Below are 15441 nucleotides of genomic sequence, written 5' to 3' on the forward strand. Positions count from 1 at the left end.
CCTCCTCTACCCTCTGGGACAGACTGGGCCATAAGTTCAGCAGATTTTATCCCAAGCGGGCAGTTTATGTGAGGATTAAATCACTGCCCTAAGCGTGACCTTTTATCTTGACAATTTGCAAAAATTACCTCAATTTGACTGTTTAGCTTAGTAGCTCTTCTTTTTATTGAAATTTCCATGTCAACTCTCGTCATTGTCGAATCTCCAACCAAAGCTCGTACCATTCGCAACTACCTACCAGCAGGCTATCAGGTGGAGGCGTCTATGGGTCATGTGCGTGACCTCCCCCAGTCGGCTAGTGAAATTCCTGCTGCCGTCAAAGGGGAATCATGGGCGCAGCTAGGGGTAAATGTGGACGCCGACTTTGAACCGGTGTATGTTGTCCCGAAAGACAAAAAGAAAATTGTTACCCAGCTCAAAGATGCCCTCAAAGATGTAGATGAACTGATTCTGGCAACGGACGAAGACCGAGAAGGTGAAAGCATTAGTTGGCATTTATACCAATTGCTGAAGCCGAAAGTTCCGACTAAGCGGATGGTGTTTCACGAAATAACCCAAGAGGCGATTAAAAAAGCTCTGAAAAACTGCCGCAATATTGATGAGCAATTGGTTCGCGCTCAAGAAACACGGCGGATCTTAGATCGACTGGTGGGCTATACTCTGTCTCCACTGCTATGGAAAAAAATCGCCTGGGGATTATCTGCTGGGCGAGTGCAATCTGTAGCTGTGCGACTTTTAGTCACTAGGGAACGCCAACGCCGCGCTTTCCGTGAGGGTACATACTGGGATTTGAAAGCTAGTTTGTCAAAGGAAAAAACCCCCTTTGCTGCCCAGTTGGTAACATTGGCAGGAACCAAAATTGCTAACGGCAGTGATTTTGATGCAACAACCGGACAAATTACCGCAGGTCGCAATGTCTTGTTGCTCAACGAAGACCAAGCGGTAGCCCTCAAGGAACGCCTAACAGGGAAAACCTGGAGTGTTACCGAGATGGAGGAACGCCCAGTGACGCGCAAACCGTCACCACCGTTCACCACTTCAACGCTGCAACAAGAATCTAACCGGAAATTGCGCCTCTCAGCTCGTGACACGATGCGGGTTGCCCAGAATTTGTACGAGCAGGGGTATATTACCTATATGCGGACAGATTCGGTGCATTTGTCAGATCAAGCGATCGCAGCTGCTCGGAGTTGTGTAGAAAAGCTTTACGGTCAACAATACCTCAGTCCCCAACCCCGGCAATACACCACCAAATCCAAAGGCGCACAAGAGGCACACGAAGCAATTCGTCCCGCAGGTAGCAGCTTCCGCACGCCTCAAGAAACTGGTTTGGGCGGTCGAGAACTTGCTGTCTACGATTTGATTTGGAAGCGGACTGTCGCCTGTCAAATGGCTGATTCCCGCCAAACTCAAATTACTGTGCAATTGCAAGTTGAGGATGCAGGATTCCGTTCTTCTGGTAAACAGATTGAATTTCCAGGATACTTACGTGCCTACGTCGAAGGTTCAGACGACCCAGAAGCAGCACTAGAAGACCAGGAAGTGATTTTGCCGAATCTGAAAGTAGGAGATCATCCCGATTGTACAGAGCTAGAAGCAGTTGGGCACGAAACCCAACCGCCAGCTAGATACACCGAAGCAACTTTGGTGAAAACCTTAGAAAGCGAAGGTATCGGTCGTCCCAGTACCTACGCCAGCATCATTGGCACAATCATTGACAAAGGTTATGCCCATTTGGTGAGTAACGCTCTCATTCCTACCTTCACCGCTTTCGCCGTCACCGACTTGCTGGAAAAATATTTCCCGGACGTTGTTGATCCCAGTTTTACCTCGAAGATGGAGCAAACTCTGGATGACATTGCCACAGGTGAAGCGAAATGGCTACCCTACTTGCAAAAATTTTATCTAGGAGAGAAAGGGCTAGAAACCCTGGTAAAAGAACAGGAAGGTCAAATTGATGCCACCAAAGCTAGGACTGTTGAACTGGAGAATCTAGATGCGAAAGTCCGCATTGGGAAATATGGCCCCTACATTGAAGTCGAAAACGGTGACGGAGTTATCACCGCTTCAATTCCCAAAGATTTGACACCAGCCGACCTCGACCCCAAACAGGTAGAAGTATTGCTGCGACAAAAAATCACAGGGCCTGACCAGGTAGGCCGGCATCCTGAAACTGGTGAACCGATTTATGTGAAAATTGGTGCTTATGGGCCTTACGTTCAATTGGGTGACAAAACCGACGAAAACCCCAAACCTAAACAAGCCTCCCTACCCAAAGGTGTTACTCCAGAAACCGTTACCCTGGAAATGGCTGTTGGTCTGTTGGCACTACCCCGGACATTGGGAGTTCATCCAGTCACTGGTGGCAAAATCCAAGCAAGTTTGGGGCGCTTTGGCCCTTATGTAGTTCATGACCAAGGTAAGGAAGGCAAAGACTACCGTTCTCTAAAAGCTGCTGATAATGTATTGACAATAAGCTTAGAACGTGCATTGGAATTATTGGCTGAACCAAAAAAAGGACGCAATTCTACAAACAGCAAGTCAAAGGCAGCTTTACGCGAATTGGGTACACATCCAGATGATGGAGAAACAATTAACATCTACGATGGCCCCTATGGCCCTTACATCAAGCATGGCAAAACTAATGTAAGTATCCCAGAAGGTCAAACGGTAGAAAATGTAACGTTGGCTGAGGCGCTGAACTTGTTGTCAGCTAAAGCATCGACAGCGAAATCGACTCGTAAAACGACTAAATCAACGACTTCTAAATCTAAGTCAACTGCTAAGTCAACTGCTAAGTCAACAACCTCTACGAAAAAAAAGGCAACAGAAGGTTAATTGCAACTTAAGAGTCCAAAGTCCGATCCCTAACTCTTGACCCTTGATATCCATCCTTGATAGGATGCAGTTCAGTAGGTGCAAGTGTGATACTCTAAAAAGTAAGGGAAAACACAACGCCAAATTTTAGAAGTGGCTTATGTCCCAAACACGGGATTGTTTATCAGCCCGTTTGGAAGCCAGAGGTGCGAAAATATGCCAATTTCTGCGTACCTGTTAATCAAAAATTGAGGTAGTATCTCAGGAGTCGTCAGTTCATGGACTATATAGAAAAGGTGCTGGAAAAGGTTAAGGAATTAGCACGGAGGCTAATTGAGAGCCTGTTAGGGCCAGAGGCAGAACCGGAACCGGAACTGATTCCGATTCCTGTAAATGATCGCTCGCGTCGTCGCCACTAATCTCAAAGTGCTCAACTCGACGTTGCAACCCTTAAGCATTCTGGCACTGCATGGGCCAAACTTAAATTTGCTAGGACAGCGAGAACCAGGAATTTATGGTGCCTTGACTCTAGCTGAAATTAATCGCCTGTTAGAAGAAGAGGGATTCAAGATACAGGCGAAAGTTTTTTCTGTGCAGTCAAATCATGAAGGAATTTTAGTAGATACTATTCATGCCGCATTAGGGCAACATCACGGGATTTTGATTAATGCAGGGGCATATACACACACAAGTGTGGCGTTACGAGATGCGATCGCGGCTGTTAACTTGCCCACAGTCGAAGTACATCTGAGTAATATTTACCGCAGGGAAGATTTTCGCCATCATTCGTACATCGCCCCAGTAGCGATCGGGCAAATAAGTGGTTTTGGCGGACAAAGTTACTTGTTGGGCTTACAAGCTTTGGTGAATTATTTAAGAGATACGCGATAAATCGCGTATAAGAGTTAGGAGTTAGGAATTGGTAGTTGGTAGTAAAGTTAGGAATTAGCAATATTTCATTAACTCCTCACTTCTAACTACATACTTTATGCGTTACTCTCCTATAAGTCGGTTTAGAGGTACTTTACTCGGAGCATTCCTGGGGGAAAGTTTAGCTATTGGTGATATACAGTCTTGGAGTTACCTAGATTTGGGCAGAATGGCGGTTCTGGGTACTGAGAGTTTGATTGCGTTGGGTAGATTAGATTTAAATGATTGGATAGCGCGTCAGCAACAAGAATCTCTTCATTTAGCAGCAACTGATGACATATCGATCAAAATAATTCTTGCGACACTACCAGTAGCACTTTTTTTTCACGAAAATCCAATTAAGCTCCGGCATAACTTGCTGCATGTCCTAAAAATGTGGGAGGATGACCCAATAATCAGGGATGGAACGCTAGCAGTAGGATATGCGATCGCTCTTGCCTTAACTGAAAAACTTAACCCTCAAACCCTTATCCCACAAACGATTTCTTTTCTCGGACAAACTTCGACATCAATACCAAAAAAATTATTAACAGTTCAGAATTTATTAGAGCAAGGGGCAGGATTGTCAAAGGCGCAAGCTGAGTTTGTTAAAGAAGAACAACTCAGTAACACTATTGCTATGGCGTTCTACTGCTTTTTGAGTACCTTGGAAGACTTTCGGCTGGCAGTTTTGCAGGCTACTCACAATGGCAATTTCATGCAACATGCTACCCCTCTAAATTTACAGGCTACAGGTGCAATTACTGGTGCTTTATCAGGAGCATATAACGGTATAGGCGGAATTCCCATAAATTGGCAAGTCTTGCTCTTGCAGAGGAATTCTCCAACATGGGGATTAACTAGCTTTTCCCAAATGTTAAAATTGGCGGATGCATTTGTGGCGGTGTGGTCGGGAGTGTATGATCTTACCTTAAATCCAAGGGAGTTAACTGAGGAGGGATATGAGGTGGCTTTGCTTTCAGTTTACGCAGCTCCTCGCGTTATTCGATCGCGTTAATCCTATTTTTACCGAACAAAGCAACGGTGCGGGTACTAAACACTGAAGACTACTAAATCTGGCCAATAACTAAAAAACTTATATACTAGAATTTTTCAGCAAACTTTTGGACTGATTCTGTAGGTAGCTATCATGGCAAGCTTTAATTAGGCTTTGCCACCCTAGTTTCAGTAGCCGCAGAGTAAACTTCCCTGATGATTGTCTATTTTGAGCTATCAAAATCAGCAATTGCAGGCAGAAATAATGAAAATAAAGCAATTTTTGCAGTTCTTAACCCAGCAATTGACTAACTGGCGGCGACAGTACAAAGGACTACGCCGTAAGGGAAAGTTAATGAGAAGTCCCAAAAGCAAAACCCATAGAAGGGAACTTCTAAGGACTGTGCTTAAGAATATAATTCTATTTTTATCAAAAACCAACGATAAAAGCGTAGGCGTAGCCAGCCGTAGGTATCGCCGAAAACAAGAAAGAGCGCTTCAGTCAAAGACAAAATCGGTCAAAACTAAGAGTACTATTTATGCAGTTGCTTTAGATTGGGTACATGAACAGTGTTCCTTAGTAATTTTAGCGATCGCTCTAGTGTCCCTGACTGGTGTTATTGGGCATAGACTATACAACCAGACTCAAATTCAAGTAGGGAATCCCGCGCCTCAAACAATTACAGCGCCTTACACAGCTAGCATTGAAGATCAGAAAAAAACAGAATCACAGCGCCAAGCCGTTAGTCAAACATCCTTACAGGTGTTGATGATTAATGCGCGAATGAACGAACAAATCAACGAAAATTTGCAAAAACTTCTGGATGATGGCAACGAAATTCGCACCGTTGCTGGAGCTTTTCCTTTTTTTGATCCTGTAGTTTTGTCCATTTCTACCCAGCGTTACCTCCGCTCTTGTCCTGACTCGGAATGGAAAGCACTGCTAATAGCTGTAGAAAATACTAAAAATCAGCAGAAGAAAGGAACAGGACGAACCGCCGCCTCATCCGCACCTAATCAGCCACTAACGCCACAGAAGACAAAGCCTGTTGATTTTTCTCAAAACACTGATTTTACTCAAGCAGTAGCAGAACTAGAATCTTACCGCGTCACTTCTGAGAAAAACTTGTCTTTAGTGATTTCCCAAATTTCCCAAGCACGGCAAAGATACACCCAAGCCACTACTAAACTTTTACAGTTAGAGACTGTTACTCCAGAACCACTATACGAAGAATCCGTACTTTTGGATTTGTCAGATGAAGAGTGGGAAAAAACACAAATGGGAATCCATCAGAGTGCAGAGCGGATTCTCACCCAAGGCATCCCACAAGGACTGCCAAAAAATATCTTACAGGATGCGGTGAGTTTACAATTGCAGTCCTTTGTACCAGAATCCGCCGAATCTTTGGCAAAGAACCTGTTGTTAGCTGTACTCAAGCCGAATCTGCAAAAAGATGAAGAACAAACTAGAGAAAACGCTCAAAAGGCTGCTGCTGTAGTTCCACCCGTGATGGTGAAGGTACGGGATGGCCAGGTAATTGTCAGAAAAGGAACGCCGATTACTGCATGGAACTTTAAGCTGTTGGAACATTATCACCTGGTTCGCCGGGAGGTAAAATGGCAGGAGTTGGTAAAGTTAGCAGGCGTTATTGCGATCGCCATTGCCATTTTTGTCTGGGTAGAACGGCATGTCAATTATGAATTGCGACAACGTGATCGCTTGTTGGTGTTACTGCTGACTTTGAGTGTGCCAGGGTTGGTAACGATGGGATTGCCTTATACCACTTGGAGTGCCCTTGGTTTATTGTTAGGAAGCTTCTATGGCCCCATTTTGGGGTTGACAGTTGTCGGATTGCTGTTGCCAATATTAGCTATTAGCTTGGATATAAGCAAGGCTGCGCTTTTAGCTGGTGTTGGAGGAGGAATATTAGGTAGTTACATAGCGCAACGATTGCGATCGCGTGAGGAATTAGCATTATTGGGGGTGGCGATCGCTTTAACTCAAGGCGGCATTTATCTGGTTGTTAAAATTTTAATTGGTCAAGCCTTTGGTTCAACTTGGTATCTCGTCCTCCGAGAAGCCGGATTGTTTGCTTTATCCGGTTTAGGCTGGAGTGTTGTAGCTTTAGGCTTAAGTCCTTATTTAGAAAAAGTTTTCGATTTAGTTACCCCAATCCGTTTAGCAGAGTTGGCGAACCCTAACCGCCCTTTATTAAAACGACTTGCTACAGAGACTCCCGGAACTTTTCAACACACGCTGCTTGTAGCTACCCTTGCCGAAGCTGCTGCCAAAGAACTAAGATGCAATGTTGAACTAGTCAGGGCTGGCACACTATATCACGATATTGGCAAAATGCACGATCCCCTTGGATTTATTGAAAATCAAATGGGGGGGCCGAATAAACATGATACAGAGATTAAAGACCCTTGGAAGAGTGCAGAAATTATCAAAAAGCACGTAACTGAAGGGTTAGTGATGGCGCGTAAACACCTTTTACCGACAGCAATTCAAGCTTTTATTCCAGAGCATCAGGGAACGATGCTGATTGCCTATTTCCATCATCAAGCCCAGCAAATGGCTCAAGAAAATCCAAGTTTAACAGTAGACGACGCAGATTTTCGCTACGATGGCCCAATTCCCCAATCACGGGAAACAGGAATTGTTATGTTAGCAGATTCTTGCGAAGCGGCGTTGCGATCGCTTGAAGCATCGGCTAAACCTTTGGCAGAAAAGCGATCGCTTAAAGATGTTTCGACTGAACAAGCTTTAGCAATGCTTAATAATATTCTGCGTGCCAAATGGCAAGATAATCAACTCATAGATTCAGGATTAACACGAGAAGATATGTCAAAAATTGCCCAGATATTTGTAGATGTTTGGCAGCAATTTCATCACAAACGGATTGCTTATCCTAAGTTAAAAGCTAATGGTGCTGTGCGGAATTCGTAGTTAAAAAACTTAGTACAGCTTTGAGTAAAATTGTCAGCGTTTTTAATGCAAGGAGACGCGTTGCCATTGTCAGTCGATGCGTTGCCATTGTCAGTCGATGCGTTGCCACTGTCAGCCGATGCGTTGCCACTGTCAGCCGATGCGTTGCCACTGTCAGCCGATGCGTTGCCATTGTCAACCGATGCGTTGCCATTATCAGATTTAATTCGCTACGAATTAATGAAATGCTCTACTTAGCTTTAATCTAGTTTCTGACTTTTCACGTTATCTGGAAAAACTAACGCGAAACCTAATGCCTCAATTCCCTTCTCTGGTAAGGAAGCTAGGGTGTACACACAAGTCTCTTGACCTGCACCTTTGTTGCATTAATCTTTTTTTGATTTGTGTGTACACCGTAAGGTAAGCAAGGGAGAGAATTCAAAGCCTCTTTTTTGCAAACAGAGAAGTTTTCCAGATCCCGTGAAAAGTCAGAGTCGTTTGGTGTTTAGAACTCAAAGTTTGCTGTTCCAAGCGAACTACCCTTGGATAATAAAATCAGATGCCTTGAGAATTGGCGCACCAGTTAGAGTCACAAATAAACCACCACTACCGAAACCAGCCGTGCTGCCATTTTCGTTGTAGAACAACTGCCCACTCACAGGATCGTAGACAATTTTCGCCGTGCTAGTCCCGGCAGAAGAAGTGATTTCAAAATCACTCTCGTTACTAAAACCTATTCCCGCAACAGAGGTAATTGTATTAAAGGTAGTCTTATTCAGTACAATCTTGTCACTTTGTGTAATGACTGCAAAAAATCCACTGTAAAACCCACTAATACTATCTAGACCAACATCAGTACTGTTAAAAGGAGCATCGGTATTGTAAACAAATCTGTCAACACCCTCACCACCTGTGAGTACGTCATTGCCAGCACCGCCAACCAGAGTATCATCGCCAGCACCACCGATGAGGGTATCATTACCAGTTCCACCCCGTAGCAAATCATTGCCACTATTGCCGTTGATGATGTCATCACCTCCCTGACCATTAATCACATCGCCGGAGTCTTTAAAACCCGTAATGTTATTGTTAAGGTCATTGAGGAATGTAACGGTGTTTGGGTTAAATAAGTCAGTTTGAGTGGAGTTAGCATCGAAGACATCAAAACTGTCAACAATGCCCCTCTGGTTATCAAACAGGATATTGCCAATAGCTGGGCTGGTATCAGATGCTGGTAAATTATTCAGCTTTTCTAACAGGAAGTTTTCTAGAATGATTTTGGTATTGCTTGTATTTTCAAAAGTGAGTTCTAGATTGCTGCCATTTTGAGTTAATAGCAGATTTTTAGCAGTCAATCCTAATCTAGTAAAATCCAAAGTATCAACTTCAGCAATTACCGCCGTTGATGGATTTGAAGTATCAACTTCAGCAATTGGCACCGTTGATGGATTTGAAGTATCAACTTCAGCAGTTGCCGCCGTTGATGGATTTGAATCAATATCTACGCTACCTAAGCTCCCTACGCCGCCAAAGTCGGTTATGGTATCGATGCCATCGCCTCTTGAGAAGATGAATGTGTCTCGACCACCGTTACCAGTGAGCGTGTCGTTACCAGTTTTGCCCTCGATGATGTTGTTGTTGAATGTGCCGATAAGGATATCTGCATCAGGGGTGCCCGTAATCAATTTCTGGACAACACCCAAAGTGGTGGTTGCTACTGCACTAGTGTTACTCACATCTTGACCGTCATCGACGACAAACTCAATTGTGGTGTTAACAGTGGTAGCTGTACTGTTGTAGGTAACGCTACTGAGGACTTGTCGATAATTGGCAATGGTATCCGTACCACTAAGAGTGAGAGTGCCTGTGGTGAGGTTGTAGGTAGAAGTGATGTTGCCGATAGCAGTGGCATTGAGACTTTCGGTTGCGCCATTCAAGAGATTGGTAATGGTGATGGTGGCACCAGCTAGGGTAGTGCCATTGTCGTCGAGGGTGAAGTTGCTATCGATGATGGAGACAGGAGTACCGCTAAAGGTAGTGCTAAAATCAATACCCTGTAAGTTGCCGTTAAGGTCGAGAACAGGGGCGCGGTTGCCAAACACCACATAGCTTTGCCCTGAGCTGATGTCGTTGGGGTCGGCAAAGGGTGCTGCGATAATCAAGTCGTTAATACCGTCGCCGTTGACATCTCCGGCACTGGCAAGAGAGTAGCCTGAACGGTCATCTGAATTGATACCATTGATAGCAAAGCCATTTGTGCCGTTAAGGTTGAAGAGGTTGAGTTGGGCACCAAAACTCTCCCTGCTACCAAAGACCACGTAGCTTTGCCCTGAATTGGTGCCGTTGGGGTCGGCAAAGGGTGCCGCGATAATCAGGTCATCAATGCCGTCGCCGTTGATATCTCCGGCACTGCTGACAAAACTGCTGAAGAAGCCGTCACCTTTATTGAAGCCATTAATAGTGAAACCATTAGTGCCGTTGAGGGTGGAGAGGTTAAATTGGGCAGCAAAACTCCCCTTACTGCCAAACACCACATAGCTTTGCCCTGAATTGTCGCCGTTGCCGTCGGCAAAGGGTGCCTGAATAATCAGGTCGTCAATACCGTCGCCGTTGATATCTCCGGCACTGCTAACGGAGTTGCCTAAATGGTCATCTGGATTGATACCGTTGATGGCAAAGCCATTTGTGCCATTGAGGGTAGAGAGGTCTAATTGGGCATCAAAACCCCCCTTGCTGCCAAACACCACGTAGCTTTGCCCTAAGCTGATGTCGTTGGGGTCGGCAAAGGGTGCCCCGATAATCAGGTCGTCAATGCCGTCGCCGTTGATGTCTCCGGCACTACTAACAGAGGTGCCTAAAGAGTCATCTTCATTGATGCCATTGATGGTGAAACCATTAGTGCCGTTGAGGGTGGAGAGGTCTAATTGGGCAGTAAAACTTTTCTTACTGCCAAACACCACATAGCTTTGCCCTGAAGAGGTACCGTTGGGGGAAGCAAAGGGTGCCCCGATAATCAGGTCGTCAATGCCGTCGCCGTTGATGTCTCCGGCACTGCTAACAGAGTTGCCTAAGGAGTCATATTGATTGATGCCGTTGATGGTAAAACCATTTGTGCCGTTGAGGGTGGAGAGGTTGAATTGAGCATCAAAACCCCCCTTGCTGCCAAACACTACGTAGCTTTGCCCTGAAGTGATGCCGTTGGGTGAGGCACCATCTGCCCCAATAATCACGTCGTCAATGCCGTCGCCGTTGATGTCTCCGGCACTGCTAACAGAGTTGCCTGAATGGTCATCTGGATTGATGCCGTTAACGGCAAAGCCTGACCTGCCGTTGAGGGTGGAGAGGTAAAATTGGGTATCAAAACCCCCCTTGCTGCCAAACATCACGTAGCTTTGCCCTGAAGAGGTGCCGTTAGGGTCGGCAGCATCTGCCCCGATAATCAGGTCGTCAATACCGTCGCCGTTGATGTCTCCGGCACTGCTAATAGAGTCGCCTAAACGGTCATCTGGATTGATGCCGTTGATGGCAAAGCCATTTGTGCCGTTGAGGTTAGATAAGTTGAAAGCTGAATTTGCCATGAGTTCGTCCTTTTGTTTTGAAAACTAAAAGTTTGGTATTTGGAACTTGAAATTTAATGTTCTGTTTTAGAAGTTTGGTGTTCTAAGCGGATTACGCTGATGCGTAGGCATCGCTTCATAGTAGCTGGAGTGAGTTAATGTGATTAGAAGAGCATGGAGAAAAGGAGCAGGGAGCATGGGTATAAGCTCCGTCCTTGATGACGATCTATGCAGAAAGCCCAAACATCGCTGACCTCTGTAACCTTTACATTGCCTACTAGACGGTTTAACTAAGTGCCATTCAAGTCTAGTATGCTTGATGTTTTTGTAAGCGTTGAAGTATAAATTACAAACCCCAATAATTATGAAGGGTGGTGAGTAATGGATCAAGTTGACGGAAACAAACCTTTGCCATGCTTTGCTCTAAAATCTTGATCAAATACCCAAAATTTTCTTGTCAATTGCGTTTTTTGAAAAATTGTCCTTGATTTTAGTTTGGTTCTTGAAAGCAAAGCGCTCAAAGATGTCTCGACCAAACAAGCTTTAGCAATGTTAAATAATATTCTGCGTGCCAAATAGCAAGATAATCAACTGGTAGATTCAGGATTAACACGAGAAGATATATCACAAATTGTTAGATATTTGTGGATGTACACTTTGGCACGCGATGCCTACGGCGGGCTACGCCTACGCAGTTTCTCAATATTTAATCTCTAATTTTCAGTACGTCGCACACCAGCCAAAATAAATTTAACTGCTGCTTGAGTATGCTGCTCAATCATTTCTGAACTCAGCAGTTGCAAATCGGGTCTAGTATGCTTGATGTTTTCGTAAGCATTGAAGTATAAATTACAAACCCCAATAATATGTAGGGTGGTGAGAAATGGATCGATCTGACGGAAACAACCTTCAGCCATCCCCCGCTCTAAAATCTTGATGAGATAGCTAAAATTCTCTTGCCAATTCCCCTGTTTGAAATACTTTCCCTGATTTTGGTTGGCTTCTTGAAACCAAAGCATTCCCCGGTGCGGGTGAGCAGCTTCATAAGCGATCGCTTCTTTGACAAGTACCTTCAACGCCTCCTCTGGTGGGAACTGATCCAAATTTAACTGCTCAAACCCTTCGTGCATCTCCACCGCCGGACGTTGCAGAACAGCTTCATATAGTCCTTCCTTGCTCTGGAAGTAGTAGTAAATCATCGCTTTGGTGACACCTGCACCTGTAGCGATCGCTTCTGTCCGCGCCCCACTAAGTCCATTTCTGGCAAACTCCGCTTCTGCCGCATCGAGAATCTGCTTTTTTGTCGCTTCTGCATCGCGCACCTGACGCGGCTTTTTAGCTGAGAATTTTGACTGCGTTGAACGACCCACGTTGCTCCATCATCATAACGAAAATATATTAACTAAAAAATTGGTTAGCAGTTGACATAGAAGATGAAATTTATTAAATTAATGTTTATTAACTAAAAAATTAGTTAGTTAATTCAACAATGCACTAGCCAAAATTAGCCGAGCCAATGCGCGGTTGTATTAATTCGTCTATTGCAGACAAGACTTTAATTATTCATCCCAATTTGCACTCAAAAGTAAGATGTCAGACAAATGATACACAACTTTTAACTTTCAATATTGTGTGACGTTTTACTAACCCATCTGCTGAACTTTAAATAAACAAATTATTAATATCTTGGAGGCAAAATGGAACTAATTTTACCTGGTGCACCTTGGTTAATCGCGCACAAATCTACATTAGGAGTAAATAAACCCAAAAAAATCGCTTTAAACGGACATGATTATGTTATTTGGCAAAACCAAAAAGGTGAAGTGTTTTCCCTTGATAACATCTGTCCACACATGCAAGCACCATTATCAGATGGCTGGGTTTGTCAAGAGAGAGATACTATTACTTGCCCTTTTCATGCACTAGAATTTGATGGACAAGGTAGACTACAGCAAGGAGATAAAAAAGACACTCAGCCAATTACTAAACCATTAGAGCTAATTATTAGCAATGATTGTATCTGGACGTATGCCGGATTTGAGCCAAGATTGCCCATCCCAGACTTGCATCAAAAAATTGTTGAGAATTACGAGTTTATTGGAGTAACTGGAGATAAAAGTATTCAGGGTGACTTTTTGACTAATCTAATGGTTAACTATGACTATAACCACCAAAATGGGACTCATAAAGAACTATTTAAAATTACATCTTGTAATGTAAGTTCTTTTGAAGAAAAAGGATACTATGCCACAGTCAATCAAGAACTGACAAGAGCCAATAACACGCTAGGAGAAATTTTCAAAAATCCTATTTTGGGAATCTTCCCTAAAACTCTTACTAACAGGCTTGAATACGCATTTCCTTCAACTACAGCTTTTTTTGCGAAAACACCTATTGGTGATATCGCTCAAGTTCATATTCTCTACCCGGAAACAGAGAAAATTACCAAGACGTTTATTTTGATGTATGCCAAAGTCATTAATCCTTTGATGAAATTTCTGTTTAAAAATTCAGTTTTACAAGCAGCAGCCACAGTTATTGAACAGGATACAGGTGCAGTTGAAAGTTTGTATCCTCGGCAAAAACCAAAAATTAGATTGCCAAATGAAGAGATTATGTTCTATGCAGAAAGACTCTACCGCGAGTGGTAATTTAGATTTGCAAAACCTAACTGCGCTTTACAATTAAGTAGATACTGTAGCTGATTACTGCTGGAGGTACTCAAATATGCGACAGCTAAAATCTGCTGAAGAAATGCCTGGTAGCTATGGCTTGCCCATCTTGGGGGAGACTTTGGAAGTATTTCGGGATTCAGAGTTGTATTTGTGGCGACGATTCCAGCAGTATGGTTCAGTTTTTAAGACGAGTGTCATGGGGCGTAAACGTGCTTATTTAATTGGCCCTGATGCTAATCGGCTGGTGCTGGTAGAACAGGCGGAACACATGTCATCGCGGATAGGGTGGTATTTCTTAGAATCAACATTTGGCAACAATATTTTATTACAAGATGGGGAAGAACATCGCCTAACTCGTCGCTTAATGTATCCAGCATTTCACGGAAAAGCGATCGCTACATATTTCGACACCATTCAAAATATTGTGCAAGACTTCCTCAAAGATTGGGGACAGAGAACGATTCCTTTAAATTCTAGTTTCCGCCAGCTTACCCTGATGGTTGCTACTCGCCTGTTTTTGGGAAGTCAAAACAAGAGCGAAGTTGAGCAAACTAGTCGGTGGTTTACACACCTGCTAGATGGCAGTATGACAATATTAAAATTGAATGTCCCTTTTACTTTATATAGTCGCGGTCAAAATGCTAGGGGTAAGTTAGTAGCTTTCTTGCGTCAAGCGATCGCACAGCGTATCGAGCAAGGTAACTTAGAAGAATCAAAAGATGTTTTGGGATTGCTGTTAGCAGCTGTTGATGAAGACGGCAATAAATTGAGCGAAGCACAGATAATCAACGAGGCATTGCTACTGCTATTTGCTGGACACGAGACAACAGCCTCTTTGCTTAGTTGGGTAATATTTGAACTAGGTAATCATCCGGAATGGCGAGAACGACTGCGCCAAGAACAATTAGCTGTTGTGGGGAATAATCCCCTTAATCTGTCCCATCTCAAACAATTTCCAGATTTAACCAACGTCTTAAAAGAAGTAGAACGGCTTTATCCGCCAGTGTATGCCTATAATCGTGGAGTCCTCAAGGATATTGAGTATGCAGGTTCTCGCATTCCTGCTGGTTGGTTTGTGACTATCTCGCCGATGTTAACTCACCGTCTACCAGAACTGTATACCGATCCCGATCGCTTTGACCCCGATCGCTTTGCACCACCCCGTGAAGAAGATAAGAAACATCCTTTAGCACTAATGGGTTTTGGTTATGGTTCGCACCGATGTTTAGGCATGGAATTTGCCCAAATGGAAATGAAAATCGTGCTTTCTACACTGCTTCGCCATTACGACTGGACAGTAAAACCAGATTATTCTGCGATCGCTCCAATTCGTCACCCTTCCAAAGTTAAAGATACTCTAGAAGCATATATTGAGCCTTTGCTGATAAAGCACCCCTTGAAGAGTCAAACATAAATCTTGGATGAAACAAATCGCTTTTCCACATCTAGCATGAAGTCATAGGTATTTAAAAAATCAGACTGCCACTTTTCAAGTTTTTGGCAAATTGATGGTTAACCTACTATGTCAACCCAATGCTACGCTACAGTTAGAAAGCTT

Annotated in this window: 10 protein-coding genes; 7 read left to right on the forward strand and 3 right to left on the reverse strand. The window is 43.8% G+C overall.

Annotated elements, in window-relative coordinates:
* The first annotated feature begins 177 nt into the window (after positions 1 to 177).
* The 5 genes from topA (at position 178) to RMZ43_RS34155 (ending at position 7672) form a co-directional block, all read left to right on the forward strand.
* Positions 178 to 2838, forward strand: a complete 2661-nt coding sequence (gene topA, locus RMZ43_RS34135) for a type I DNA topoisomerase (RefSeq protein ID WP_322648481.1) — start codon at positions 178 to 180, stop codon at positions 2836 to 2838.
* 257 nt (positions 2839 to 3095) lie between these two features.
* Positions 3096 to 3236 carry a hypothetical protein gene (locus tag RMZ43_RS34140; protein ID WP_167407621.1) on the forward strand — a complete coding sequence of 47 codons (141 nt, stop codon included), beginning with the start codon at positions 3096 to 3098 and terminating at the stop codon, positions 3234 to 3236.
* Positions 3211 to 3708, forward strand: coding sequence for a type II 3-dehydroquinate dehydratase (gene aroQ, locus RMZ43_RS34145; RefSeq protein WP_322653794.1), 498 nt, complete (start codon positions 3211 to 3213; stop codon positions 3706 to 3708). Before RMZ43_RS34140 ends, aroQ begins: the two co-directional genes overlap by 26 nt.
* Before the next feature lie 97 nt (positions 3709 to 3805).
* A complete protein-coding gene (locus RMZ43_RS34150) occupies positions 3806 to 4744 on the forward strand; it encodes an ADP-ribosylglycohydrolase family protein (RefSeq protein WP_322648483.1) in 939 nt (312 codons plus the stop codon).
* A gap of 243 nt (positions 4745 to 4987) precedes the next feature.
* Entirely contained in the window at positions 4988 to 7672 is a 2685-nt protein-coding gene (locus RMZ43_RS34155; RefSeq protein ID WP_322653793.1) for an HD family phosphohydrolase, read from the forward strand.
* On the opposite strand, the gene RMZ43_RS34160 is transcribed toward RMZ43_RS34155, so the two are convergent.
* The 3 genes from RMZ43_RS34160 to RMZ43_RS34170 form a co-directional block, all read right to left on the reverse strand.
* On the reverse strand, positions 7647 to 7865 hold the full coding sequence (locus RMZ43_RS34160) for a hypothetical protein (protein WP_322653792.1): 219 nt from the start codon (positions 7863 to 7865) through the stop codon (positions 7647 to 7649). The genes RMZ43_RS34155 and RMZ43_RS34160 overlap by 26 nt on opposite strands.
* Before the next feature lie 322 nt (positions 7866 to 8187).
* Positions 8188 to 11229 (reverse strand): hypothetical protein, encoded by a 3042-nt coding sequence (locus RMZ43_RS34165; RefSeq protein WP_322653791.1) that lies wholly within the window; start codon positions 11227 to 11229, stop codon positions 8188 to 8190.
* Positions 11230 to 11921: 692 nt separating this feature from the next.
* The gene (locus tag RMZ43_RS34170) at positions 11922 to 12578 is read right to left on the reverse strand and encodes a TetR/AcrR family transcriptional regulator (RefSeq protein ID WP_322648486.1); all 657 of its coding nucleotides are present in this window, start codon (positions 12576 to 12578) and stop codon (positions 11922 to 11924) included.
* A gap of 327 nt (positions 12579 to 12905) precedes the next feature.
* On the opposite strand from RMZ43_RS34170, the gene RMZ43_RS34175 reads away from it, so the two are divergent.
* A complete protein-coding gene (locus tag RMZ43_RS34175) occupies positions 12906 to 13859 on the forward strand; it encodes a Rieske 2Fe-2S domain-containing protein (protein WP_322653790.1) in 954 nt (317 codons plus the stop codon).
* 76 nt (positions 13860 to 13935) lie between these two features.
* A complete protein-coding gene (locus tag RMZ43_RS34180) occupies positions 13936 to 15297 on the forward strand; it encodes a cytochrome P450 (protein ID WP_322653789.1) in 1362 nt (453 codons plus the stop codon).
* Positions 15298 to 15441 lie beyond the last annotated feature (144 nt).

Origin of the sequence: Nostoc sp. CmiVER01 (genome assembly GCF_034531135.2) — a bacterium.
Classification (GTDB): Bacteria; Cyanobacteriota; Cyanobacteriia; order Cyanobacteriales; family Nostocaceae; genus Nostoc.